Origin of the sequence: Pseudonocardia ammonioxydans, from assembly GCF_900115005.1 — a bacterium.
Taxonomy (GTDB): Bacteria; Actinomycetota; Actinomycetes; order Mycobacteriales; family Pseudonocardiaceae; genus Pseudonocardia; species Pseudonocardia ammonioxydans.
Window position 1 is genome coordinate 1 of the sequence record NZ_FOUY01000052.1, and the last position, 24,715, is coordinate 24,715.

Annotated in this window: 25 protein-coding genes; 21 read left to right on the top strand and 4 right to left on the bottom strand. The window is 71.1% G+C overall.

All coding sequences use genetic code 11. From position 1 onward, the window contains the following. Positions 1–520: 520 nt before the first annotated feature. Complete coding sequence (locus BM093_RS29865) at positions 521–1,954, bottom strand: coiled-coil domain-containing protein (protein ID WP_093354495.1); 1,434 nt, start codon at positions 1,952–1,954, stop codon at positions 521–523. 247 nt (positions 1,955–2,201) lie between these two features. On the opposite strand from BM093_RS29865, the gene BM093_RS29870 reads away from it, so the two are divergent. The 6 genes from BM093_RS29870 (at position 2,202) to BM093_RS29895 (ending at position 6,051) form a co-directional block, all read left to right on the top strand. Beyond that, positions 2,202–2,489 (top strand): AbrB/MazE/SpoVT family DNA-binding domain-containing protein, encoded by a 288-nt coding sequence (locus BM093_RS29870; RefSeq protein WP_093354496.1) that lies wholly within the window; start codon positions 2,202–2,204, stop codon positions 2,487–2,489. A 44-nt stretch (positions 2,490–2,533) separates the two neighbouring features. Then, positions 2,534–2,911, top strand: a complete 378-nt coding sequence (locus BM093_RS29875) for a type II toxin-antitoxin system VapC family toxin (RefSeq protein WP_093354611.1) — start codon at positions 2,534–2,536, stop codon at positions 2,909–2,911. A 125-nt stretch (positions 2,912–3,036) separates the two neighbouring features. Beyond that, positions 3,037–3,597 (top strand): hypothetical protein, encoded by a 561-nt coding sequence (locus tag BM093_RS29880; RefSeq protein WP_143105592.1) that lies wholly within the window; start codon positions 3,037–3,039, stop codon positions 3,595–3,597. Further along, on the top strand, positions 3,594–3,788 hold the full coding sequence (locus BM093_RS29885) for a hypothetical protein (RefSeq protein WP_093354503.1): 195 nt from the start codon (positions 3,594–3,596) through the stop codon (positions 3,786–3,788). The genes BM093_RS29880 and BM093_RS29885 overlap by 4 nt, the downstream gene beginning before the upstream one ends. A 221-nt stretch (positions 3,789–4,009) precedes the next feature. After that, positions 4,010–5,077, top strand: coding sequence for a site-specific integrase (locus BM093_RS29890; protein ID WP_093354507.1), 1,068 nt, complete (start codon positions 4,010–4,012; stop codon positions 5,075–5,077). Positions 5,078–5,625: 548 nt separating this feature from the next. Then, positions 5,626–6,051, top strand: coding sequence for a hypothetical protein (locus BM093_RS29895; RefSeq protein WP_093354512.1), 426 nt, complete (start codon positions 5,626–5,628; stop codon positions 6,049–6,051). Positions 6,052–6,058: 7 nt separating this feature from the next. Here BM093_RS29895 and BM093_RS29900 read toward each other — a convergent pair whose 3' ends face one another. After that, positions 6,059–6,433, bottom strand: coding sequence for a hypothetical protein (locus BM093_RS29900; protein WP_093354517.1), 375 nt, complete (start codon positions 6,431–6,433; stop codon positions 6,059–6,061). Between the two features lie 326 nt (positions 6,434–6,759). Between BM093_RS29900 and BM093_RS29905 the strand changes: the two genes are divergently transcribed. The 4 genes from BM093_RS29905 (at position 6,760) to BM093_RS29920 (ending at position 9,591) form a co-directional block, all read left to right on the top strand. Further along, the gene (locus tag BM093_RS29905; protein WP_093354522.1) at positions 6,760–7,215 is read left to right on the top strand and encodes a hypothetical protein; all 456 of its coding nucleotides are present in this window, start codon (positions 6,760–6,762) and stop codon (positions 7,213–7,215) included. Positions 7,216–7,280: 65 nt separating this feature from the next. Then, a complete protein-coding gene (locus BM093_RS29910; RefSeq protein WP_093354529.1) occupies positions 7,281–7,721 on the top strand; it encodes a hypothetical protein in 441 nt (146 codons plus the stop codon). Positions 7,722–7,789: 68 nt separating this feature from the next. Continuing rightward, positions 7,790–8,434 carry a hypothetical protein gene (locus BM093_RS29915; RefSeq protein ID WP_093354536.1) on the top strand — a complete coding sequence of 215 codons (645 nt, stop codon included), beginning with the start codon at positions 7,790–7,792 and terminating at the stop codon, positions 8,432–8,434. 35 nt (positions 8,435–8,469) lie between these two features. Continuing rightward, positions 8,470–9,591 (top strand): MAB_1171c family putative transporter, encoded by a 1,122-nt coding sequence (locus BM093_RS29920; RefSeq protein WP_093354541.1) that lies wholly within the window; start codon positions 8,470–8,472, stop codon positions 9,589–9,591. On the opposite strand, the gene BM093_RS38450 is transcribed toward BM093_RS29920, so the two are convergent. Further along, positions 9,578–10,183 carry a mycothiol-dependent nitroreductase Rv2466c family protein gene (locus BM093_RS38450; RefSeq protein ID WP_093354546.1) on the bottom strand — a complete coding sequence of 202 codons (606 nt, stop codon included), beginning with the start codon at positions 10,181–10,183 and terminating at the stop codon, positions 9,578–9,580. The two genes, BM093_RS29920 and BM093_RS38450, sit on opposite strands and share 14 nt — an antisense overlap. A 1,110-nt stretch (positions 10,184–11,293) precedes the next feature. On the opposite strand from BM093_RS38450, the gene BM093_RS35465 reads away from it, so the two are divergent. Continuing rightward, positions 11,294–11,548, top strand: coding sequence for a hypothetical protein (locus BM093_RS35465; protein WP_143105593.1), 255 nt, complete (start codon positions 11,294–11,296; stop codon positions 11,546–11,548). A gap of 36 nt (positions 11,549–11,584) precedes the next feature. Here BM093_RS35465 and BM093_RS36315 read toward each other — a convergent pair whose 3' ends face one another. Beyond that, the gene (locus BM093_RS36315) at positions 11,585–11,725 is read right to left on the bottom strand and encodes a hypothetical protein (RefSeq protein ID WP_177238786.1); all 141 of its coding nucleotides are present in this window, start codon (positions 11,723–11,725) and stop codon (positions 11,585–11,587) included. Positions 11,726–11,915: 190 nt separating this feature from the next. On the opposite strand from BM093_RS36315, the gene BM093_RS29935 reads away from it, so the two are divergent. From BM093_RS29935 to BM093_RS29980, 10 genes are all read left to right on the top strand, one after another. After that, a complete protein-coding gene (locus BM093_RS29935) occupies positions 11,916–12,881 on the top strand; it encodes a MinD/ParA family ATP-binding protein (RefSeq protein ID WP_245773884.1) in 966 nt (321 codons plus the stop codon). After that, positions 12,881–13,987, top strand: a complete 1,107-nt coding sequence (locus BM093_RS29940; RefSeq protein ID WP_093354554.1) for a glycoside hydrolase family 16 protein — start codon at positions 12,881–12,883, stop codon at positions 13,985–13,987. The genes BM093_RS29935 and BM093_RS29940 overlap by 1 nt, the downstream gene beginning before the upstream one ends. 75 nt (positions 13,988–14,062) lie before the next feature. Further along, complete coding sequence (locus BM093_RS38255; protein ID WP_342743048.1) at positions 14,063–16,525, top strand: transglycosylase family protein; 2,463 nt, start codon at positions 14,063–14,065, stop codon at positions 16,523–16,525. A gap of 66 nt (positions 16,526–16,591) precedes the next feature. Then, entirely contained in the window at positions 16,592–17,449 is an 858-nt protein-coding gene (locus BM093_RS29950) for a trypsin-like serine peptidase (RefSeq protein WP_143105594.1), read from the top strand. A gap of 37 nt (positions 17,450–17,486) precedes the next feature. Next, the gene (locus BM093_RS29955; RefSeq protein ID WP_093354563.1) at positions 17,487–18,509 is read left to right on the top strand and encodes a hypothetical protein; all 1,023 of its coding nucleotides are present in this window, start codon (positions 17,487–17,489) and stop codon (positions 18,507–18,509) included. A 36-nt stretch (positions 18,510–18,545) separates the two neighbouring features. Beyond that, positions 18,546–18,854: a hypothetical protein gene (locus tag BM093_RS29960; protein ID WP_093354567.1), complete on the top strand. Its 309-nt coding sequence runs from the start codon at positions 18,546–18,548 to the stop codon at positions 18,852–18,854. A gap of 95 nt (positions 18,855–18,949) precedes the next feature. Beyond that, complete coding sequence (locus tag BM093_RS29965) at positions 18,950–19,717, top strand: hypothetical protein (RefSeq protein ID WP_143105595.1); 768 nt, start codon at positions 18,950–18,952, stop codon at positions 19,715–19,717. A gap of 107 nt (positions 19,718–19,824) precedes the next feature. After that, positions 19,825–21,498: a TrbL/VirB6 family protein gene (locus tag BM093_RS36320; protein ID WP_177238787.1), complete on the top strand. Its 1,674-nt coding sequence runs from the start codon at positions 19,825–19,827 to the stop codon at positions 21,496–21,498. Further along, on the top strand, positions 21,495–23,027 hold the full coding sequence (locus BM093_RS29975; RefSeq protein WP_093354578.1) for an SCO6880 family protein: 1,533 nt from the start codon (positions 21,495–21,497) through the stop codon (positions 23,025–23,027). Before BM093_RS36320 ends, BM093_RS29975 begins: the two co-directional genes overlap by 4 nt. Further along, the gene (locus BM093_RS29980) at positions 23,024–24,712 is read left to right on the top strand and encodes an ATP-binding protein (RefSeq protein ID WP_093354581.1); all 1,689 of its coding nucleotides are present in this window, start codon (positions 23,024–23,026) and stop codon (positions 24,710–24,712) included. The genes BM093_RS29975 and BM093_RS29980 overlap by 4 nt, the downstream gene beginning before the upstream one ends. Positions 24,713–24,715 lie beyond the last annotated feature (3 nt).

The following is a 24,715-nucleotide window of genomic DNA, read 5'->3' on the forward strand; positions in this document are numbered from 1 at the left end:
CTGAACGCCTTCGACATGGCCTTCGACGGGCGCCTGTCCGCCGGTCGCCGTTAGCTCAACCAGCTTCAGTTACACCGGAAAGTTGACAGTCCCGCCCACGAGCTCAGTTCAAGATGAGTCGTGAGTGCCCGGGCGTGGCTTGGTCATCGGGTTCCTCCAGAGCGGCGTTGGTGGGGGAGTCCGGCGGGGATCCGGGGGCAGGACGGGCACGTCGGCGGTCCGGTGAGCTGCCATCCGGCCGCGATCAGGAGCGCAGCGGCCTGTTCGGGTCGGTCGGCGATGTCACCGGCGAGCAGGGGTCCGTCGCCGCACCGGGTGCAGGTGAGGTCGAGGACTGGTCCGGTCGGGGCGCAGTCGCGGCAGAAGTGCCCGATGACCGGGCCGGCGGGTCCGGGCAGGATCCAGACCGTCGCGATGTCGGCGCGTTCGCCGGGGTGACGGGGGCGACGCTGGCAGCCGTCGCATCGGGGCGGGGTATCCGGTCCTGCCGGGGCACGCACTGCGTGGTGGTGGGTCCAGCTCATGGCGGTTTCCCTTCCGGATCGGCGGTCTGGGCGTCGCCGGGAGCGGAGTCGGCGCCGCGGCGTCGTCGTGCGGGGCGTGGGGCGTTGGTGGCGCGCCTGCGGTCCCGGCCGCCCCGGGCGGGTCCGGCGTCGCCGGCCGGCTCCGGCGACTCGCCCTCGCTGGTGTCCTGGGACGTCCCGCTCCCGGACAGCTGTGCGCGGAGCTGGGCGAGTTCGTCGCGGAGTTCTTGTTCGCGTGCGTGGTGGCGGGTGTCGGCGTCGTCGAGGCGTTGCTGGCCGTAGGCGCGTTCGCGGTCGAGGTCGCGGTCGAGTTGGTCGCGTAGCGCGGTCACGGTGGCCTCGGCGACGGCGAGCTGGGTTCGCGCGTCCGCGGCCTGCTCGCGGGCGGTGTCGCGTTCCCCGGCTCGGGTGTCGCGGTCGGTCAGTGCCTGGTCGCGTTCGGCCCGGAGGCGTTCGGTGTCGCGGCGGGCGGCGGCGGTCTCGGCCCGTGCGGTGTCCCGTTCGATGCGCAGCCGCTCGCCCCCGGACAGGGCGGTGTCGCGGTCGGCCTGTACCTGCTCGAGGGTGCGGGTCAGTTCGGTCAGCTCGCCGTGCAGGCGATCGCGCTCGGCCCCAGCGGCGTCGCGGGCCTGGGCTGCGGACGCGAGCTCGGTCTGGGTGGTGTCGAGGTCGCGCTGCAGCCGGGCGCGTTCGGTGCGGACCTCGTCGAGGGCGTGCTGGGTCGTCTCCAGCTCGGCCCGGACGGCGCTGAGCTGACCGGCAAGGTCGTCGCGCTCGGTCTCGGCCCGGGCCTGGGCGTCCTCGGCAAGCTGGCGTGCCTGCCCGGCGGTCTCGGCATCCTCATCGGAGGCGGCCGCGGAGCGGCGGGCGGCGGCCGCGTCGGCCTCGGCGGTGCGGGCGCGGGCCTGGGCCTCGTCGGTGCCGGCCTGGGCCTGGTCGATCTCGGCGCGCGCGGCGCGGCGCGCGGCGGCGATCTCGGCGGCGACAGCGTCGGGGTCGGCGAGGTTACCCAGCGCGTCGCGCAGCTCCCCGGAGGCCTCCTCGAGCCGGCTGACCAGGCCGGTGACCTGGGCCTGCACGGTCTGCTGCGCGCGGGTGACCGGCCGCGGAGCGGGATCGTCGGGTTCGCCGCGGCGCCGGGCGGGGGCCCCGCCGTCCAGGACGCGCTTGGCGTTGCCGCGGTCGTGCATCACCCCGCCCACGACCTGATAGCAGTACTTCGGCCGCCGGCCGGTGCCGGCGTAGGCGATCGCGTTCGGGCAGCCGCCGGGGAACTGACACTCCTCCAGCTCCACACCCCGCCCCGCCGGCGCCGCCGCCGACAGCACCGCTGTCGGCGCGCCGACGGTCGCCGAGGGCGGCTCGCCGCCGGTCTCGGCACCGGCCGCCTCGTCGGTGCCGGTCTGCGGGGGGATCGACTCCTCAGTCACGTTGTTGACGTTATGTTTTTTGTTTCGTTGTGTCAATCGTTCTGTATTTTGTTTTGTTAGACAACGTTACGAAATGCCTGGCCTTAGCAGGATCAGACATCGCATCCCGCCCCAACCGAGACTTCCGCGCTACGCAACAGAAGCAACATTATGTTGCGTAGATCGATCGTGCTGGCGAGTGTCACTCTCCGACAGATCGGGCGTCGCTCTGACAGTTTGGCGCGTCGCTGCGTGATAGTCTCTGGTCATGTCGGATGAGGTTGCCGAACCGGAGCACGCGGAGGTCGTCGTCAACCGCGACGGTCGGGTGCTGATACCGGCGCAGGTTCGTCGGGACCTGCACCTGTCGGCGGGGTCGACGCTGGTGCTGTCGGTGGAGGACGGGCGTGTGGTGATGGAGAGCCGGGAGCAGCTGATGGCTCGGATCCGTCGCGAGGTTGCCGCGTCCTGGACCGGGCCCGCCGACACCTCCGCCGCGGACGAGCTGCTCGCCGACCGGCGCGCCGAGGCCGCCGTCGAGGACGCGCAGCCGTGACCCGCCCGGCCCCCAGCGCGCCGGCCGCCGGCGGGGACCGTCCGATGGCGGTACTTGACGCGTCGGCGGTGCTGGCCTGGCTGCGTGACGAGCCGGGCGCCGCGGTGGTCACCGGCTACCTCGACGCCGCGGTGATCTCTGCGGTAAACCTGGCCGAGGTGCACCAGAAGCTCGCCCAGCGCGGCGTCGACGCCGACCGCACCATCCGCCAGCTCCGCAGCCTCGGCATCGGCGTCCGGGCCTTCGACGCCACCGACGCGCTCGCCGCGTCCCGGCTCTGGCCGGCCACCCGCACCGCCGGGCTGTCGCTGGGTGATCGGTGCTGCCTGGCCCTGGCCGCCCGCTTGGAGGCCCCCGCGGTCACCGCCGACACGGCCTGGGCCGCGCTCGAGGTCGGCGTGACTGTCGTACCCATCCGGTAAGGCAGACCACGAGATGCGACGAAAACGGAACGAGCACGGGCCCCTGACCGACTGCGGCTACTGAGGCCGTCCCTGCCGACCGCGAGCCGGTTGGGCATCGACCGTGCTGGCCAGAAAGGACAGTCATGTCCACGACGCACGACCACACTGCCCACGCACCGTCAGGCAGGGTTGCCGGGGATCTGGCCGACCTCTGGGTGCACCGCCACCATCTGCCCGCTGACGTGCTGCGCTCGCTGGCCGACATCTGGCTCTGCGCCACCGCGGCCCGGCTGCCGCAGGCCTCCCCGGACCGGTTCTGGGAGGACGACGCGGATTTCTACGCCGGGCACGACACGGTCAGCTGCTCACTGCGCCACCCCGGCCATCGGCCGGGCTCGGCGCCGCCGGTGGATCCGCACGCGGCGGTCGATGCGGTGTTCGCTCGCCGTCATCGGCTCTCGGCGGGTGAGCTGTACGCGGTCCAGCGCATCTGGTGCTGCGCCGGCGCCGCCCAGTGGGGGGAGCCCCACGAGCGGTTCTGGGACCTCGACCTCGACGGGCTGTTGCGCGCCCACGACAGTGCGATGTGCGAGTCGCCGACCCCGTTTGACGAGGTGGGCGACCTGCTGTCGGGCGCCGATGGCCGTGACGGCGCCCGGCGGGCGGCGGCGCCGACCACCGGCGAACGGGAGGCCGAGCGATGAGCGCCAGGGTCCGGGTCCACGACCGCGTCCGGTCGCGCCACTACGGCGACGGCACCGTCACCCACTACCTGAGCTGCCGATACGCAGTGGAGTGGGACGACTGTGATTTCGCGCCGTCACTGGTCTGGGATGACGATCCGTTGCTGGTCCGCCTGTCCGGCCCGGTCGTTGCTAAGGAGGCCGCGCGATGAGCGCCGCCGCCCAGCTGGCCGCCGAGGTGGAGCAGGCGCTGCGCGATCGGTCGAGGTCGTCCTGACCCGCTCGCTGAACGACGCGATCGGTGTCAAGCCCGCCCCCGCGGCCGGGGCGGGCTGCAGCGCCGAACGTTTTCGGATGCTGCGCAACCGTTGAGTAGCCGCGCCGGGTCGGATCTCCCGCAGCGCGGTGGCCTGTCCGGCTACGGTCGATCACCGTGAGCGACTCCCAGGACGCGGCCAGCGGGGCGAGTGCGGCCGAGCTGGCGCGGCGCCCGCCGGGGTTGGGGGTACTGCTCGGGCTCGATGCGGGGGCCGAGGGGCTCTCGGAGGAGGAGGCGGCCTACGCGCGGGCGTCCAAGGCCCCGGCGACCGTGGCGGCCTACCGGTCGGACTGGGCGGAGTTCGACGAGTGGTGCCACCGGGAGGGCCACCGGGCGTTGCCGGCACCGCCGGCGGCGGTGTCGGGGTATCTGACCGCGCTGGCCCGGGCGGGCGCGAAGGTGTCGACGATGAGCCGGCGCATGGCCGCGATCCGGTTCTTCCACGCGCTGCAGGACCTGCCCGACCCGACCAGCCCGGCGCGGGTGAGCACGGTGTGGGACGGGATCCGCCGGACCCACGGTGCCCCGCCGGACGGGTCCGATGCGTTGATGCCGCCGCACCTGTTCGACCTGGTCGCGGCCACGGCCACCACCCGCTCCTTCCGGACCCGCCCGGACGAACCCGACCTGGCCGGTGCCCGGGATCGGGCGCTGCTGCTGGTGGGGTTCTGGTCGGCGCTGCGCTGCTCGGAGCTGTGCGCGCTGACCGTGGCCGACGTCCTGCCCCACGAGCGAGGCCGCACGCTGGTCATCCCCCGGTCCAAGACCAACCAGAGCGGCGAGCAGGCCGAGCTGGTGATCCTGCCCTACGCCGCGCACCCGGACGCCTGCCCGGTCCGGGCCCTACAGGCCTGGCTCGAGCTGGCCGGCATCACCGAAGGCCCGGTGCTGCGCCGGGTCTCCACCGGCAACCGCGCCACCCCCGGGCCCCTGCATCGCGCCTCGGTGCACCGCCGGATCACCGCTCTCGTGGCGGCCGCAGGGCTGGATCAGCTGACCCCGGCGCCGCGCTACAGCCCGCACTCCCTGCGCGCCGGGTTTGTCACCTGGGCCCACACCCGCGGTGCCTCCGACCGCGAGATCGCCGCCCAGACCCGGCACCGCTCCCTGGCCTCCATCGGCGGCTACGTCCGGGTCCAGACCGCCTGGGAAGCGAACGCTGCGACCAACTTGGGAATCTGACCGCGCCTGCACGGCTACATCGGCTCCGCAGACAAGTGGACTAAACAACGTGTTCGCCGAGATCGGGCTGCGATCGGCCGCGTCGGTGCCTATGGCCAGCGGCGGCCGGGGCGATCGCGGTCGAGTGGCGGCCGCGATCATCTAGGGGACCGACCGCTCGCAGCCCCAAAGTCGCTGGTTCTCCCAACTGACTAGCTTCAGCAGCTCCGGACCGTATGTATAGTGCTAGTTGTTTCCATTGAGGATGGTGCTGCTGTAGTGATGGGGGGCTGTGGTCAGGTGTCCGCGTCATGCGCTCGTCACTAGTACTAGGCGCCGAGCCTCGCTCGACCAGCCGGAACGCAAACGAGCTACCGATGGACCGCAAACGGCATATGCATGTGCGGGCGAGCAGGGGTTAGGGTTAGGCACTGCTGCTGGCAGCTTTGCTCCCAGCCAGCACGACCGGTTGCCGGAGATCGTTCGAACCCACGGACCGGGAAGGGCATGACATGGCAACGGCGGTGCGAGGACATCCCGGGCCGGTCCGGCGGACGAAGGAGTGGCGTGTGCGCGGCGAGAACTCCGAGGCACAAGGGGGGCCCGGCCTCTTTGCTGAGAGGCTCGACGCGCTGATCGAAACCCAGCGACCCGATGGGCAGGCGTGGACCAACGAGGAAGTCTCTGACGGTCTGCGGCGCATCGGTGGCCCGTCGGTGTCCACCGCCTACGTTCAGCAGCTTCGCCGCGGGCGTAGAGACAAGCCGTCCTGGCCGCTCGTCGTGGCCTTGGCGCGCCTGTTCGGAGTTCCGGTCGGCTATTTTTCCGGCGAGGATCGGGATTCGGTAATTTCCGCTGACGACCTTCAGCTACTCAACGCGATCCGCACCCCTGAGCTTCGTGATCTCGTCCAGAAGCTCGACGGAGTCGGGCCGCAGGCACGCCAGGTCATCGTGCGACTGATCGAGGAGCTCCGGCTCCTCGATCAGCGTTGAGGGCTACTCAGCTTCGAGGCACCGGCACGACCGACCGCATGACCGTCAGAGTCAACTCTGCAGCGCACAGCGCCTCGGCGGCGGTTGTCACATTATCGGCCACTGCATCGGGGTCTACGACGTTCTCCTGACGTTGCTCGCGGAGTCGGATCATCGCCTGCACGACCTGAGCGGCAATACCGACGAGCGCATCCTCGAGGTCGTTGCGGAAGTCCTGCATCGACGGCTGCGCTTGCAGTCGCTCGGTCAGCTGGCGAATCGCCGTGGAGTCCCCTCGCGTTCGTGTCTGCCGGCGGTCTGCCAGCAGTGCGTCCAGTCCACGATCCGGGGGTAACACTTCCACCTGCGACTCGGCCTCGGCGGCTGGGCTGTCCAGCGACATGCGCACTGTCCTTTCCGTGTCGCGTCTTTCGACCCCCCGGCTGAGGCAGGACGCGTGTTAGCGAACAGACCCTGCCGGGTCGCCTGCTGTGGCGAACACCGGGCAGAGCGTAATCGACCACGCCTGCCTGTCAACATGGGGTTTGAACTCGGCACTACTGCGCCCTACAGTCTGGAGCCGTGGGACGGCCTGACCACTATGCGCCCACATCAGCGAACGATCGTGGATTGATGGATACGCTGTAGCAGAGCTGGGGCAGTACCCAGCTCGTTAGCGGGCCCGAATGGACCAAGACCTCACCAGCACGGGGACAGGAACTCATCACGATGACTACCGGCGATCACCAGGACGGACCGGACCGGCGTCCGCAGGACTTTGCCGGGCAGCTCCGGCGGCTGATCGCGGTCCTGCACCCGCCGGGCCAACCGCCCTTGAGCGACCGGGCCATCGCTTCGCGCGTGCGAGAGACCGGCGGCTCCATCTCAGCTGCCTACGTCGCCGAGCTGAGGAAGGGGATTAAGAAGCACCCCGGCCTACAGCATGTTCAACAGCTCGCCAGGGCGTTCGGAGTCTCTGCCGGCTACTTCACCGACCCCGAGGTCTACGAGCGGGTCTCCGAAGAACTCGACCGTATCGAGCAGATCAACAGTCAGGGAGACAACGCCGAGCTCGTCGAGCTCGCGACCCGCATGGCCTCGCTGAGCGATTCCGACCGCGACGCCCTGGCGATGCTCGTGCAGCGCGAGCTCTCGGCGCGCCGTCGCCACTCACCCGACGGCTGACCGGATCGTCGGAGCTCCCATCCTGCGGAGAGGAAATACCCGAAGTGAGCCCTCCTTATCGTTCCGTGTCTGACAGCGTGCTGCATCTCGCGCGCATGCGGAGCCAGCTCGGTAGCGAGGAGGGCGCAGCGGGTGTTCTGACCGACTGCCTCGGTGGCATCACCCGTGCTGATGCTCGTCCCCTAGCCCACGAGTGGCTGGCGGCGGCCGAGCGAGCGTCCCTCGGCGAGGATGCGAGCCGCGGCGATCGCCGCGCGCTAGACCTTCTTGGGCAAGCGCTCCAAGTACCTATGACCTACTTCGTCGACCGGACCATGGCCGAGACCGTCGACGCCTGGTTGCTACGCCACAACCGCGATGACGCCCCGGCGCGCTTCCACGGGCCGTGCCGCCCCGCTGACCTCACCGTTGACTTGCTGGCGGCGGTACACACGCACCTACTGCGCGAGCTGGCAACCAGAGTCGACCCTCTGCAAGGCGAGGAAGGCTCGTCACCCGGACCCTGACCCTGGCCTCTGTTCTAGGCTGAATGGCTCAGCTAGCTCGCCTACTTGCGCTTCTGAAGGGAGTTCGAATGGTGGCCACGGGAGCACGCGCCAGAAGCTACGCCACCTTGGTCTCCGTGGCGCGGGACCGCTTGTGCGAGCTGGGACTACGCCCGCCACTGACGGTGGGCGCGCTGTGCACCGCCCTGGGCGGCGAACGGAACACCGTGATCGAGGTGGTGGCCACCGAGGAGCTACCGATCGGCGCGGCGTCCGGAATCACAGGCAGCCAGGACCACGTGGAGATCGTCCTCTACGAGGCACGGACCACAGCAGACCATCAGCAACTGATCATTCTCCACGAGTTCGCCCACATGCTGCTACAGCACCCTCCGTCCACCGTGCTGCACAGTGCCTCGGGGTTCGGGTTCACAGAGATCGATGCGAGTGCTGTGGCGCTGGCCCTCGGAAAGCCACTCAACGCAGAGTCTGCTCCCGTGACTATGCGCCAGCCACGTCGATGGTGGTCACGACGTCCCGCCGACGCCAGCGGCTCGACAGCTTCGCTCTCGCCGTCAGTTTATGCCAGAGTGTGCGAGGAGGAGGCAGAGATACTGGCAACAATTATGCTCAATTGGCTGTCTAGCACGCCCAGTGAGGCCGACGGGGCAGGCGCTGACCCCATCCTCGAGCGACTGACCGACGCGTTAGGCCACAGGTGGAGCCCGCGATAAGCCAGTTGCATGACCTAGCAGGACGGTGATTCGCGGTGACTCTCCAAGTTGTACTCGTCGCCCTCCTCGGCATCGGGGCGACCGTGAAGGCAGCAGACTACCGCAGAAGCATCGGCACAACGCGGCTGCTCGTCGGCCTCGTGTCGGCTGGGCTACTCGCTCTCGCGCTCGGACAGGTGATCAGCTTCCCTGTCGTGACGGCGTCCGTCGACATGGCTGCCCCTGGGCTGGGCAAGCTGACCTACAACGCCCTCACGATCATGGGGCTCTGCGCTCTCCTCTCGTTCTTCATCGGGGTAGGACGCTCACCGGCGCGAGTCCGCCCCACTGTGCGGCGGACACTGGCTCTTGGCGCCGTAGTTGCCCTGGTCCTCGCACTACTGATCCTCGTCACCCCCGAGCCGTACCGAAGCCACTCCCTCAACTCACCCCACCTGAACCATCCGGCGGTCATGGCGTTCTACATCGTCGGAAACATCTTCTTCGTCTACGTCTTCCTGCTCGGTAGCTACTGGACCCGCCGCTACGGGGCGAAGAGCGAGGGCGCTCTCGCCGCGGCGCTGAGCATCGTCTCCGTCGGTCTCCTTGCCCTGGTGGTGGCGTCCGCGTTTCGAGCGTTCCGTGTCGTCGAGGTGGTCATCGTTGGGGACTCGCTACTGTGGCTCAACGCCGTCACCTTCCGGCTCAACAACGTCGGCTACATCCTCGTGGCTGTCGGGTTGTCTCTCGCAGGTGTCTCTCGGGCCATCGCGACCTGGCGATGGTGGCGGCTGCGACGGCAGCAGTACCAGGACCTTGCACCACTCTGGTCCGTGCTCACAGATGCCTATCCGGAGGTGGTCGCACAGCCACGTTCCGGGCCCGGTCGAGCGCGGCTCCCCGTAGCGGGGGTACGACAGCTGTTCCGTCGCCGCCTCATCGAGGTCCGCGACGGGCTTCTCTGCCTGAGCCCGCGACTCGCTACCGTTACCGACTCGGCTGTCTCCGGCGATCCCGATACCACCGCTGCGCAAATCCTCCAGGCCCTGAAAGTTGCCGATGTACCGTCCGCGGAGACCCGGGCGCCGGTGATCGTCGCCGCCGAGGACGAGATCGAAACGCTTGTCGCCATTTCTCAATCCATAGAGCGACAGCGTCGCGCTCCTAGTCGACTCTAATCTCTTCCGGGCGACCGCGCTTTAACTCAGAGAATTGTGGATTGCTCGCGATCAGCCGAGTCCCGTCGAACATGGCAAGCGCTTCCTTCTTGGCAGGAACCGCGCTCAAGATGGGCCCGAAGAATGCGGCACCATCGATATGTATGGTGGGCGTTCCTCCCGGGATCCCCACTGGTTCGACCCCTCTGCTGTGGCTTTCCCGGATGACGGCGTCATAGTCGGTCACGTCTGCAGATCGGAGCACCTGCGCAGCCTCGATCCGCCGAAGAGCCTCTCGAAGGGCCGCATCTCGCGGTCGAACCCCCTCCACGTGAAACACTTGTCCAAACGCTTCGAAAAAGTCGCGAAACCCGCCCGGGCCACGCTGTTCCTCCACCGCTGCCGCCACGCGTACTGGCCGCCATGCACTTTCCAAACCCCGCTTCTCTTCGGGAGGGTATCCTCGGGTTCCGTCATTCAGGATAGCCAAGCTCATGATTCGCAGTGAAAGCTCAACATCCCGGTGCATCTCTACCATGGAGAGCCATCGATACGCGATCCATGCAAACGGACACACCGGGTCAGCGAACAGTTCGACTCTCGACTTTGGCATTGTCCCTCTCTTCGAGTATCGAATCTGACCCGAACGGTGTCATGCCCGACGATCCTAAGCTCAGGCCCTCGCCGATCCGTCCAACCCCCGCCGACCGACGCGACCCTCCACCGACGACCTCCCAGATCCCGGCGGCCCACCCGGGCGACGAACACCGCCGGCTCCGGTCCTCTCGGGACACGACATAGCCGCCTGCAACTGCCAGCATCTTTACTGTTCACTAATGATGCTGCTATAACCTGTGCGTCCGACGGACGGCTGCGAGTTGCATCGATGCGCGATCGGCAGGCGGTAACGAGATCTCAAGCGAGAGAGGTGCGGCGTGGCAAGTAGGACCGCAGCACGGCCGCGTGCCCACTCACGGTGGTGGAACTGATGCCGATCAGGTCCCGCCCGATGCCTCCCACCAACGCACCACAATGGCGCCGCGCCCCCGGCCTCGAGACCTCCCCGACCGCGGCCGAGCAGGCAGCGGGGGGCGAGGCCATCACCGAGGACCCGGCTGAGCCAGCGCGTGGCGAACAGGTTGCCCATGGCGCTGATCGAACGACAAGCGCCGGTGGGTCCGGAGGTCTCTACACGCACGATGAGACGGAGCCGGGCCGCACCGAACTGCGGGAGACGCCGCAACGACCCCTGCCGCAGGCAGCGGAAGCGGTCTCGCGGAGATCGCGTGAGCCTACCGCCCCAGCCCCAGCCCCAGCCTCAGCCGAGACCGACTCGACGCCCGCTGAGCCCGAGCTCGCGTCACCGCAGGTACGCCTTGACACACTGCAAATCCGACCGGTGCCCCGCGCAAACGCACGCACTGCGAGCAGCACTCTCGCCGGCGACTCCCGCTCGGTAGCCCGGTACGCCTCATTCCACGAGTCATTCTCCCGCTCCGTACGCTCGCTTGAGCCGATCTCGGATCTGGAGGCGGCGGCGTTCGCGGGACGGTTCGCGGCGGATTTCCAGTCGTTCGACCAGGACCAGCCCACGCGGCGGGCAGAGGTGTTACGGCCTCTGCTCGCGGACCCCCAGGCGTGCACCTGGGGGTGGTCGGGCGAGGGCAGGCAGCGCGCCGACTCACCACAGCCGAACCGGATCTACCGGCGGTCGGATGTTGTGGTGTTCGTCGAGGTCATTGTGCGTATCACGCCGTATGCGCGCGCCTGCCCGTCGCCTGACCAGTCGCCGCCGGAGCCGGTCGAGGCGGCTGATCCGCCGGGGCTGCTCGGCCCGTCGAGCGCTCCCCCGCTTGCTGATCCGCGGTGGGTCGCCGGTGGTTCGAGCTGGGTCCGGATGACCGTGCCGATCACCCGTGACCACGACGACGGCCGCCTGGTCGTCGATCCCCACCTGGTGCCCGACCCGTCCGCCTGAACCCTGCGTGAGGTAGCTGCTCATGACGTCGACGAATCACACCCGGCACGAGACCAACAACCACACGCCGTGGACCCCGGACAGCGCCAGCCTCGCGTGGATGTCCACTCCCGCCCCGTCGTCGAGCACTCCGCCGCCGCGCAGCGAGGAACCGGCGCCGGCCCCGGAGCCGACCACCGCGGCCGAGCGGACGGCTACCGCGCCGGCCTCGGTTCCCCAGCCCGCCCCGGTCCCCGACCAGGGCGCGCCCGCGCCCGCGGCGGGATCACGGACCGCTGAGCGGGCGGCGCCGCCGCCCCCTGCCCCGGCTCCGCCGCAGGCACCCGCCCATGGGGCGCCTAGCGTCCGTGCCGACGGTGATGCCGCGGTGCCGACACCGTTTGTCAACGCTGTCCGCACGCGTGCCACGGCGCCCCGGCAGGGGTGGCGGGCCGCCGCCTACGCCATGACCGGGGGCCGCTGGAATCCCGGGCTGTCGGGCGCGGAGCAGCGTCTGATCGAGCAGCAGCGCAAGATCCGCACGCCGATGGACGGGCCGCATTCGGTGCTGGTCAGCTCGATGAAGGGCGGGGTCGGCAAGACCACGGTCTCGGCGCTGCTGGGGTTGTTCCTGGCCGAGGGCCGCGGCGAGCGGGTGGTGGCCCTGGATGGCAACCCGGACGCGGGCACGCTCGGCGACCGTCTGGTCGGTGAGCTCGCGGCCTCGCAGCTGACCGTGCGCAAGCTGCTCCAGAATCTCGACCAGGTCCGCTCGTTCTCGGACCTGTCGCGGTTCGTGCATCTGGTCGACCGGCTGCAGGTGGTGACCTCCGAGCAGGAGCCGGAGGAGTCCGAGGCGTTCTCCCAGCGCGACTACGAGGCGATTTTGGACGTATTGTCCAAGTTCGCGCAGGTGCTGGTGACCGACAGTGGAACGGGCATCACGCACTCGGCGATGCAGGGTGGGCTGGCCCGCTGTGACTCGCTGGTGATCGTCGGGTCGCTGACCCAGGATGCGGCGAACCGGGCGGCGAAGACGCTGGACTGGCTGGCCGCGCGGCACTGGCGGCACCTGGCCGACAACGCGGTGGTGGTGCTGTCGCAGGACCGCAGCAGCGCGTTCATCGACGAATCCCAGATCCTGGAGCACTTCCAGGCACGCTGCCGCGCGGTGCTGACCCTGCCGGCGGACCCGCACCTGCAGGCCGGCGGCCAGATCGACCTCGAGGCGCTCAAGCCGTCGACCCGGGACGCGGGCATGGAGATCGCCGCGACCGTGGCCGAGGGCTTCTACGGTTGCCCGACCTCGCTGGGCCGTCCTGCGGGTGAACGCCGTCCCGGCGTGGCCTGGTAATGCGCCCGACGTTTTGGGCACGGTTCGGGACCGCGGTGTCGCTGTCGGCGTCGCTGACCGCCTCGGCGCTGTCCCCGGCCGCGCCGGCGGATGAGGACGTCGAGTGTGGGTGGCGGATCACCGCTACCCACGTGCTCGCCGAGCTCGACGGGGACGACTCGCCACGCGCCGAGGAACTGCGCGAGGCCTTGCTCGACGTCGGGGCCGATGAGGCGGACTTCGTGCCGGAGTCCTGCACCGACACCGGATCCGGGGACGATAACGCCGGCTCCGGTAGCGGCTCGGGTTCAGGTGGTGGTTCCGGTTCGGGCTCGGGCGGTGGTTCGGGCTCGGGTTCCGGGGAGCAGGGCGAGACCGCGGCCGAGGCGTTCGGCTGGGGCGAGCCTGATGTCGTCGACGACTTCGAGTCCGCCGGGCTCGATGACTGGAACCTCTACGACGGCCCCGGGCATGCCGGTAACGGTGTGCGGTCGCCGGATGCGGCGTCGGTGGCCGACGGCATCTTGACGATCAACGGGACTGCCGATGGCACCACCGGGGGGATGGCCTGGGGCAACTCCCAGCAGTACGGCCGGTGGGAAGTGCGGATGAAGGCCCCGAAGGGCGATGAGGCCTACAACGCGCTGGCGCTGTTGTGGCCGACTGCGGAGAACTTCCCGGTCGGTGGTGAGGTCGATTTCGCCGAGATCATGGATTCCAGCCGGCAGAAGGTGGAGCTGTTCCTGCACTACGGCGAGGACAACTCCCAGGTGCACGGTGAGGTCGAGGTCGACGCCACCGAGTGGCACAACTACGCGGTCGAGTGGACCCCGGACGGGATCACCGCCTTCCTCGATGGCGAGGAGTGGTGGAAGACCACCGACACCTCGATCCTGCCGCCGGGTCCGATGCACCTGTGCCTGCAGCTGGACTGGTTCCCCGACAACGGCGGCGGCGGGGGCGAGGGCGAGGTCCACTACGACTGGGTCAAGCAGTGGTCGGTCGGTGAGGGCGAGAGCGCCTCGACCGATTCCGAGGCCAGTGAGGGGTCCAGCGACTCCGATTCGAGCACCTCGCTGACCGAGGAAGAAAACAGCAAGGGCGGGCGCATGGCCGCTGCCCGCTAACCCGCCCCGGCGGCTCGATCCGCCTGCCCGTGTCCGGTTTCCAGTGAGTCCCCCCGATCACGTCGGAGTCCTGTAATGCCTGGTAAACGAACGCCTCGCCCGTCCTGGGCCGCTCATGTCCCCCGCCGCTCGCACGGCCCCGCGCTGCGTCGCTCGACGATCGCGATGCTCACCGCGGGGGCGATGCTCGGGCTGACCGCGTTCTCGATCAGCCCGCTGCCTGCGCAGCTGGGGCTGACCGCGGAGTCGTGTAACACCGGCAAGGCGATGCGCCAGCTCGATGCCGCGCGCGAGACCCGATCCCAGACCCGGGCGCTGCTGACCGATCTGGCGGTGAGCACCGATCCGCGTGCGCAGGGGCTGGCCCGTGAGATCTCCGGGTTGGGGTTCACCCCCGCCATCCACGAGCCGGGGTGGCGCCAGAAGGCCGTGGACGTCTCCGACCAGCTCAACGGCACCACCGATCCGCAGCTGCACGAGATCGCGGTGGTGCTGGCCAAGCAGAACCTCGGCCCGACACCGGCCGATCTGCTGCCCAAGCAGCCGCCACCGCCCTCGGACGGTGGTGGTGGCCCGTTGGAGGGGATCGGGCAGTCCCTCGGCGGTGCCGCGGACAGCGCGGTCGGCGCGGTCGAATCCGCCGGGGATGCCGCCCAGAACGCGGTCGCACCACCGGCGGCGGTGGACAGCTCCGGGGCCGGGGGCGGCCCGGCCGCGGTGAACCCGGACCGCCAGGCCGAGCCGGAGCTGCCGCAGACCTGTATGGATCAGGCCGAAGCCACCGCCGCCCCGGCAGTGAATGCCCCGGCCGCGCCCGCGCAGGAACCACCGACCGACGACGAGGGCGGGGAGGACGAGGGGGCCTCCGGCCCCGGCGGCGGGGAGGACGAGGGGTCCTCCGGTTCGGGCGGGGAGTCCTCGTCTGAGGAGGACTCGCCCGGTGCTGGTGAGGACGAGGACTCGTCTCGCTCCGGCGGCGGCGATGACTCCGACTCCGGTAGCGGCTCCTCGTCGGGGTCGGACCGGGAGTCGGGCAGTGGCCCGTCCTCCTCCAGCGGCGAGGACTCCGCCAATGACGAGGACGGCCCGGCGGTGTCGCGTGATTCTGGCAGCAGCTCGCCCGGGGGCGACGACGACTCGGAGTCCGACGCAGACAGCCCGGACTCGGGCTCCGGGCCGGGCTCGGGGTCGGGTGAGCGCGATTCCGGGAGCAGCTCGTCGCCGTCTTCCTCGGGCTCGGGGAGCAGCTCGGGCAGTGATTCGGGTTCCTCCAGTTCCTCCTCGACCTCGTCGGACTCCTCCACGTCGTCGGGTGGGTCGGGTTCGGCGGAGGACCTGGAGAAGGCCCGCGCCGCGATGGATCTGGTCGGTGAGCTCATGCAGACCCTGGGCGCCAGCCAGGACGCCGAGGCCGCCAACGTGCGGGACTCGGTCCTGCAGGTGATCGACCGTGACCAGCTCGAGGAGCTCGGCGCCGACCCTGCGGATCTGGACAAGCTCGACGACCTCGGACTCGACGACGCCGGCTCCGCCGACACCGAGTCCACCGGCGGCTCGGGTTCCTCGCCCAGCTCGTCGGACAGCGGATCGTCGACCTCGGACCGCTCCAGTGGTTCGGGCAGCGACTCGCCCAGCTCGGGCGGCGCAGGCGCGCCCAGCCGCGACACCGGCAGCAGCGACGATTCCCCCGACGCCGACACGGGCTCGTCGAGCACGGATCGGTCCGAGACCAGCACCTCGACCCGCCGCGAGTCGGGTGCCGGGTCGGGACAGGGCTGGGAGTCCGGCGCGGAGAAGCTCGCCGAGCAGGTCAAGCAGGCCGCCGACGTCGATCCGGTGGCCGAGCAGCTCTCCGAGAAGCTCGACGCGATCGACCTCGACGCCGACAGCTCGGCCGGCGACCGGGAGGGCTCCGGTTCGGGCTCGTCCTCGGACGAGTCCAGCTCGTCGCAGGAGGCCGACTCCGTCGAGGACGGTGCGGACTCGCAGCGTGGCGAGGGTTCCGACCAGGACGGCCCGGGCGACAGCGGTGCGGGCAGCGACTCGATCAGCCGGGACCGCGGCTCGGCCGATGACTCCGACCCCGGCGAGCGCGGCGGCCCCGGTGGCGAGGAGGAGTCGCCTGCGGGTGAGTCGGGTGGTCCTGGTGACCAGTCCGAGGACGACTCGTCGGGCGAAGAGCCGGGTCCGGAGCAGGACGACGCGGCACCGGCCGAGACCGGTGAGGGGGAGCAGCCGCGCGACCCCGAGGGCGCGCAGGCGACCCCGGCCGCCGCGGGCGCCGACACCGCCGGTACCGACACCGCTACCTGGGACACGCTCGCGCAGTGCGAGTCCGGCGGGGACTGGAACATCAACACCGGCAACGGATACGAGGGCGGGCTCCAGTTCTCGCCGTCGACCTGGAGCGCTTTCGGTGGGGAGGGTTCGGCGGCCGAGGCGAGCAAGGACGAGCAGATCGCCGTCGCCGAGAAGGTTCAGGCCGAGCAGGGCTGGAATGCCTGGCCGGCCTGCTCTCAGAAGCTCGGCCTGCGATAGGCCACAGGACGCATTCTGATGACGACCTGCAGGAAAAGCACCGTACCAGTGGCCGCGGTGGTGGCCGTGGCGCTGGCATGCGTGCTCCCGGCCGCCGACTCCCCACCCGGGGATCGGGTCAGCGGGGCGGCCGCAGCAGCGTGGGGGGCGGCCGCCCCGACACCCCCTGGCGCGGACGGTCCGCCGCAGCGGGGGCAGGCCGGCCCGGTCGTGGGCGGGTTGTCGGCGTCCTCGGTCGGGGTGCTGGTCGTCGACGGCGGCCGCCACCAGTGCTCGGCCGCGGTGGTCGCGTCGCGCTCGCGGCGGCTGCTGGCCACCGCGGCGCACTGCGTGTGGCTCGACGGGCAGTGGCGGGTCGACGGGGCCATGTTCATCCCCGGCTGGGCCTCGGGCGAGGAACCCTACGGGCGGTGGGCGGTCGACACCGCCTACGCCCCGCCGGCCTGGCAGGAAGCCAACTCCCCCATCGAGGACGTCGCGGCCGCGACCGACTTCGCGTTCGTGTCGCTGCTGCCCCGCGACGGGCTCTTGCCCGAACAGGTCCTCGGCGCCCAGGGGATCCGCTTCTCCCCCGGCGAACGGGTCGAGGTGGCGGCGCTGGGCTACCCGGCCCTGGGCGGCTATGACGGCCAAAGCCTGCGTGGCTGTGTCGGCGAGGCCGTGGTCGAGGACTTCCCCCACAACCCGGAGCAGCCGCCCGGGCAGGTGCTCGCCCTGGACTGCGACATGACCGAAGGGGCCTCCGGCGGGCCCTGGCTGACCGGCCCGGACGCCGCCGACGGGCGCGGGCAGGTCATCGGGGTGGTCTCCGGCGGAGATGACACCGCCCTGGTCTCCCCCGTGTTCGACGACACCGCGTGGCGCATCTACACCGCCGCCGACTCGGCCTCGCTCACCCCGCCGCCGGAATCGGCCGCGCCATGACCGCACCGGACACGACCCGACGAGGAGGTGGCCGCCGATGACCGCGGCACCGCAGCACTACCGGCTCGCGGCCGGGCCGCGCACGCCCTACGAGCTCAACCACGCCCTCGGCACCGCGGCCCGCACCCACGCCCCGCACCTGGGGCTGCTCGACAACGAGGCCATCGTCGACGTCACCAGCGCCGCGGCGGCCGACGGCACCGGCGAGCGGGACCCGGCACAGCTGGCCGAACAGCTCGGCGCCGCCACCGAGAACATCCAGGCACGCACCGCCACACAGTTCCCGGTGACCCGCCCGGTGCAGTGGTCGGCGTTCGGGGCGCTGATGCCGGTGCTAGCCGGCTCCTCCGGGGCGGGGGCGTCGTCGATCGCGGCCGCGCTCACCGACGCGCTGCAGCAGGACGAACGCTGCGTGCTGCTCGTCGACGCCGACGACCCGAGCCGCTCCGGGCTGGCATGCGCGTTCACCGCCGAGGGCCCATGGACCAAGCCGGTCGACCAGCGGGTCACCGTGCGCTACAGCTGGCGCGACTACGCCCTGGTCGCCCGCCTGGAAACCTCGCTGCCCACGATCACCCCCGGCATGGTCCCGCCGCCACCGGATTGGCTGCCCGACCCGGCACCGGACCCGCTGCACGCCACCGTGGTCGACCTCGGCCACGGCGGCTGGCGCGCCGGAGCGTCGCCGCTCTACGGCGCCGGGGGCTGGCTACGCCGCGGCCTGCCCGCCCAGCGCCCGATCATGGTGGTGCGCGCGACCCGCCCCGCGCTGCGCCAGGCCGAGCAGCTGCTGGCCCGCCTCGACCCGTGGGTGCAGCGCGGCGTGGCCACCCCGGTGTTCCAACTCGTGGTCAACGGCGCCCGCAAGTGGCCCGCCGGGGTCGCCGGTGCGGCCGGGCCCCGGGTGGCCGAGCTGCTCGACGAGGCGCTGTTCGTGCCGCACCACCCCGCCTGGTCGCTGTCCGGGGTCACCGACGAACCCTCCCCGCCGCGGGTGGTCGACGCACTGCGACCGCTGCTCGCCTCCTGGGGCCTGATCCCGTCCCCGCGCCGCCGCTGACCCCCGCTGTCTGCTCACTTGTTGAAAGGCCACGTCATGTTGCTGACGCACCTGCTGTTCGAGGTCCAGTCCTGGTCCGTGCAGACGATCCCCAACCCTGGGTCGGAGGCACCACCCGGGTCGGAGGCGATCGAGCGGGTCGTCGGGTATCTGCGCTGGATCGCCGGCGTCTCGGTGCTGGGGCTGTTCTTCGGCGGGATCGTCGCCGCCACCGCTGGGCGACTGTGGGATCACCACGGCTCCGGACGGTTGGGCGCGCGGCTGATCGTGGGCAGCCTGGCGCTGGCATTGCTGTTCGGCCTCGGCTACACCCTGGTCTCGCAGTTCGCGGGCGGAGCCGCCTGATGCTCGGCGGCAGGGACACCACGACGGCACCGAGCCGCGGAGCCCCGCGCGGCGGCGCGGGCGGGCGGGCAGCCCGCCGGCGTGCTGTGGCGGTCTTGGTCGGTGTCGCACTGCTGGTGCTGGCGCTGCTGGTGGGGCTGGTGGTGTCGGTGACCGGCATGTTCACCAGCGACGATGCCTCCACCAGTGACGACGGCGCGTCGGTGACCACGACAGACCCGGGCGCCGCGGCCGGCAACGGACCCCAGGCGGAGTCGGCGCTGGCCCGGCGGCCGATGCTGGCGCTGCCCGAGTCGGCGTCGATGCCCCATGCGTTGAGCTCTCGATCGGCGGGTGCGGCGATCACGGTCCCGCAGCCTGGACAGGTTGTGGGCACGCTGGTGCCCGGTGGGTTCCCGGGCACTGAGGAGGGTGCGCTCGGGAAGGTGCTCGCGGTGACCCGGGCGGGACTGTCCGGGGGCGACCTGCAAACGTGGGCGCAGGTGTATGCCTCGGTGGCCGAGCCGGGCGCCGCCCCGCCGGAGCAGACCCCGGTCAGCCGGGACCTGGCCGAGTTTCGCCGGTCGGCGCACATGTCGCCGACAGGCCCGCGGGCGGGTACCACCATCTCGTGGGCGCCGACCTCGGCGATGGTCAAGGGCACCACCGACGACGGCACCTACCTAGTGGGCTGTGTGCTGGGCGAGTTCGTGGTCGAGCACGAAGGCCGGGTGGTCACCGGCGGCTACGGCAACTGCTTGCCGATGCGCCGCGTCGGCGATCAGTGGCGTATCGCTTCCGGCCCGGCCGCCGCAGCGGCCCCGTCGCCCTGGCCCGGCAGCGACGAGGCCGTGGCCGCCGGCTACCGGGAACTGCAGCAGTGACCCCCCAGGCGTGGCCGACGCAACCGGCCCCACCCCCCGACGGAGGCGGCGGGGACGACAGCGGCGGTGGGGGGCCGCTCGGCTGGCTCGGTGATCAGGCCACCGCGATGGCGCAGTCCGCGCTCGATGATGCGGCACAGGGGATCTGGGACGCCGGGATCTTCCTGCTCCACGGCGGGTTCACCCTGGCCGACGACGCTTCCTCGATCGCGCCCAGCACCATCACCGGCGACCCCGGTGACGACCCGGCCACGACGGCCGGAGCCGCGGACGCCGCGGGCGCGGTGGACGTCTCGTCGATGTGGGGCGCGATGGTGTGGCTGGCCGCGCTGATCGCGCTCGGGTTGTTCTTCTTCCAGCTCACCTCGGTCGCGCTGCGCGGCGGGCGCGGGATGCTGCGCGCGGTCACCGGCCCGGCCCAGTTCGGGATCGCCCTGGCGGCCACGACCGGTGTGGTCGCGATCCTGCTCACCGCGGCCGACGGGCTCACCGAGCTGTTCTTGAGCAGCCTCAGCGAGCAGGCCACCTTCGCCGGGGTCGCCGAGAACCCCACGGTGGCCGACCGGATCGGGGAGAACCCCGACCTCGGTGACAGCGTCGAGGACAGCGCCCGCTCGATGCTGCTGGCGCTGGTCGCACTGTTCGGGATCATCCCTGCCGGGATCGGCTTCGCCCTGCAAATGATCTTCCGGGCGGCGGCGATCATGGTGCTGATCGCCACGGTGCCGATCACCGCGGCCTGTCTGGTCGCCGACACCACGGCCTCGATCTACTGGCGGACCGTGCGCTGGATCCTCGCGGCGGTGCTGTTGAAACCGGCGCTGGCTCTGGTTGTGCTCATCGGGGTGCACATCATGGCCCGCTCCGAAGGGGTGGCCGGGCTGCTTGCCGGTGCGGCGGTGCTGCTGATCTCGCTGTTCTGCCCGTTCGTGCTCTACCGGCTGCTGGCCTTCGTCGACCCGGGAACCGGTGCGGGGATGGCGCTGCGCTCGGGCGTTGGCTCGCGTGGCTCGTCGAGTGAGCCGGGCAGCGACAATGGCAGCAGCGAGGCGATGAACATCGCCCGCCAGAGCGAGCAGGCCTACCGGATGGGCAGCGGCGGCGGGCAGTCCGGCGCGGCCGCCGAGGGCGCTGGTGGTGGTGAGCTCGGCGGGACTACGGCCGCGACCGGCCGGGCCGGGGCCGGGGCCGGCGGTGCGAGCGGTGGTGCGGCGGGAGCTAGTGCCGGTGCCGGCGGCGGGGCCGCGGCGGGCGGCGCGCTCGGTGCAGCCGGCGGCGCGGCCGCGGCCGCGGTGGTCGGTGGCTATCTCGCGACCAAGGCCGCCGGGCAGGCCGCGGGAGGGTTCGCCTCGGAACAGATGGCCCAGACCGGGATCGGGAATCCAGGCCCGGCCCCGATGGCAGGGTCGAGTGCGGGACAGATCAGTTCCTCGGCCGGTGCGGCGTCGCAGTCGGCTCAGAGTTCGAGCAGCTACGCCTCGATCGGCCCGTACTCGGTCGGTATCGAGCAGGGTTCGGGCTCCTCGGGCGCCGACGGGGGCGAGCCGCCCGCGCCGCCAGCGGACGCCTCCGGGCCACCGGAGGTGGGCCGCCCGGATGACGGCCCCACCCCGCCCGAGGCGGGTGAGCATGCCCCGCCACACCCTGACCCGGCCCCGTCGGATGCTGCTGGCTCGGACGGGGCCGCCCCACCCACGACCCCACCGGGTCCCAGCCGTTCACCGTCGCCCGGCCCTGTGCCGCCGAACCGCCCTGACCCGCAGGAGAGGAGTCCTGAATGAGCGCCGAGTCCGCCGCGCGGGGCCCGCGTGTGTATCGGGGGCTCAACCACAAGGAAGGGATGGGCTGGATCGCGGGGATGACCCCGGTCCAGGCGTTCCTGGTCATCGCCGCGTGCGCACCGGCGATTCTGGCGATGTCGCGCAACCAGTGGTCGCAGACGCTGGGCTGGGGTGTGTTCGCCGGGCTGCTGGCCTTTCTGATCCTCGTTCCGATCCACGGCCGGCCGGCGTTTCGGTGGCTGGCCGACTTGGTCATGTTCCAAACAGGAGTGCTGATGCGCTGGTCGCCGTGGCAATCCCGCGCCGCCGCTGGGCTGGCCGGGCCGCGTACCGAACCGGATCTGCCCGGGGTGCTCGCCCGTCTGGAGTTTCCCGATGGGCCGGAGTTCCACGGTTCGCGGATCTGCCTGATCCACGACACTGCCGAGGGACGCTGGGGCGCGACGGCGAAGCTGACCCATTCGGGGGTCGGGATGCTCTCGGACGACGAGTGCGAGCGTCTGGCCGCCCGCCTGGGGTCGATGCTGGTCGGGCTCGGGCACCGCGAGGTCATCGACCGGATCTCGCTGCTGGTGCGCACCGTGCCTGACGACGGCACCGAGTACGCCGTGTGGCGCGAACGCCACCAGCGCTTCGACGCCCCGGCCCTGGCCCATCAGGTCACTGCCGAGATCGACCGCGATGTCGCCTCGGTCAGCGTGCGCACGGAGTTGTTCGTGACCGTGTCCGGCACCGAGGAGTCGCTGCGCCGCCCGGCGAAGGCCGCCGGCGGCGGCGTGGCGGGGCGCGCGTATGCCCTCTACCGGCTGCTCGAGGGCGTCGCCGATGGGCTCAAGAGCCTCGGCGTGCAGTCGGTGACCTGGCTGACCTCCACTGGGGTCGCCGAGGCCATCAAGACCGGGTTCAACCCGGCGACCGCGGCCTCGCTCAAGCACCAGCACCTGGCCCACCCCGATGCCGATGGCACCGTCGGGCTGCCGATCTCCCAGGCCGGCCCGGCGCTGGCCCCGGCCCCGGCGGCGCGGGCGTATCACCACGACGGATTCTGCAGCGTCTCCTATGCGGTGCAGCCGCCCGAGTCCGGCACGATCTTCGGGTCGCTGGGGCCGCTGCTGGCGGTGCGCACTGCGGGGGAACGCCGCTCGCTACAGATCCACTACGAGATCCTGTCCCAGGCCGCCGCGGCCCGGGAGGTGCGCTCCAACCGGTTCCGCAACAACGTGCTCGTCGATGCCAAGGCCCAGCGCGGGTTCAACACCACCGCCGTGGACACGCGGCGCCAGTCCGGGGCCCGCGACCAGGAGGCCGCGGTCGCGGCCGGACACGCCCTGGTCCGGTTCACCGTCGCCTCCGCGCTCACGGTGCCCGCGGACTGGAACGTCGAGGATCACGCCGCCCGGCTGGAGAACGACTCCTCGGGCCGGTTCCGGCTGCTGCGCCTCGAGCTGGCCCAGGATTCGGCGTTCGTGGCCGCCGCGCTCCCGGTCGGGATCGGGCTGCCGCGCCTGACCAGGGCGTTCGACTCATGAGCCTGTTCGGAAAGCGCCGCCGCCCCGACCCGCGCGGGCCCGGGGAGCTGCTGAGCCAGTTCACCGACCTCGACGGCATCCCGCTGACCACCCCGCCCCTCGACCAAGCTGACGGCGACGACGATGAGCGCGGCCGTCGCGGGCGTCGGGAGCGGGTCAACCGGGCCACCGCCGCCCGGCAGGGCCACCGCGAGCCCGGCCGGGGCTGGGCCCCGGTCGACGCGGCCCGCCGGGCCCCGGTGTATCGGGCCACCACCGCCGAGGTCGGTGGGTTGTTCCCGCTGCTGGCCTCGAACGGGGTCCCGGCGATCGGCGCCCGGCTGGGTTATGACACCCAGTCCGGGGGCGCGTTCTACGTTCACCCCACCGAGTGGGTGCTGCGCAAGATGGTCACCAACCCGAACCTGGCGATCTTCGGTGAACCCGGCCGGGGGAAGTCGTCCACGGTGCTGGCCACGATCCTGCGGCTGTCGCTGTTCGGGGTTCGCACCCTGATCAGTGGCGATGTGAAGGGCGAGTACACGCCGCTGCTGCGCGCCCTCGACATCACCCCGATCGCGCTCGGGCGCGGCAGCCCGCACCGGCTCAACGCCCTTGACCTCGGCCCGATCCGCGCCCACTGGCCCACCTGGTCGCCCGCGCGGCAGCGTGAGGAGCTGACCGGCATTCTGGCCCGCTGGACTCGGCTGCTGACCGCGCTGGCCGAAGCCCAGGGTTACCCGCCCACGGTGACTGACGAGCTGGTGCTGTCCACGGTGCTCAACCGCCTCGTCGGCGCTGAACACGGCTCCGACGAGCTGCGCCCGATCACCATCCCGCAGGTGGTGGCCCAGCTCGCCGACCCCGACGACGACCTGTGGCAGCAGACGCGGTTCGCCTCGTATCGCCAGTTCGTCGATCACACCCGCAAGATCACCGACGCGCTGTCCAACCTGGTCGTCGGCCCGCTGGCCGGGCTGTTCGACGAGCCCACCAACTTCGACCTCGACTGGGACGCACCCGTGCAGTCGATGGACCTGTCGCTGCTGCGCTCGCGGGGGGATCAGGCGGTCGCGGTCGCGCTGACCTGCCTCGGGTCGTGGTCGTCGATGATCACCGACCTGCAGGATGACGGCGACGTGCGGCTGGTCGTGCGCGACGAGGTGTGGCGCCAGATGCGGCTGGGGCTGCGCGCGGTCCAGGCCGTGGACTCTGACCTGCGTCTGTCGCGTGCCGAACGCAAGATCCAGCTGCTGGTCATGCACAAGCCCTCGGACCTGCTCTCGGTCGGTGCGGCCGGGTCCCAGGAAGTCTCGATCGCCAAGGATCTGCTCGCGCTGTGTTCCACCCGGATCCTGCTCGGCCAGTCCACCCGCGTCGGCGATGAGCTCGCCGAGGAACTCGGTTTGTCCGACCGCGAACAGGCTGTGCTCACGGGGTGGGCGATGGAAGGCCAGGGCCGGGCGCTGTGGAAGCTGGAGAACTCGCCGGGGATGAAGATCCAGACGGTGCTCTCGGCCACCGAGCGGTCCATCTTCGATACCGACTCGGGGCTGCGTGAGAGCACTGGCGACCAGCCGAGCACCGGGGGTCGTCCTCGCCTGGTCGCCGTGCCGCCCGCACCGTCGAGCACCGGCGACTCGTCTGTCAATTCGGAGCCTGTGCCTGATCCGGCACGGGTGAACGGCACCGCCGCGCGGTGGTGACGC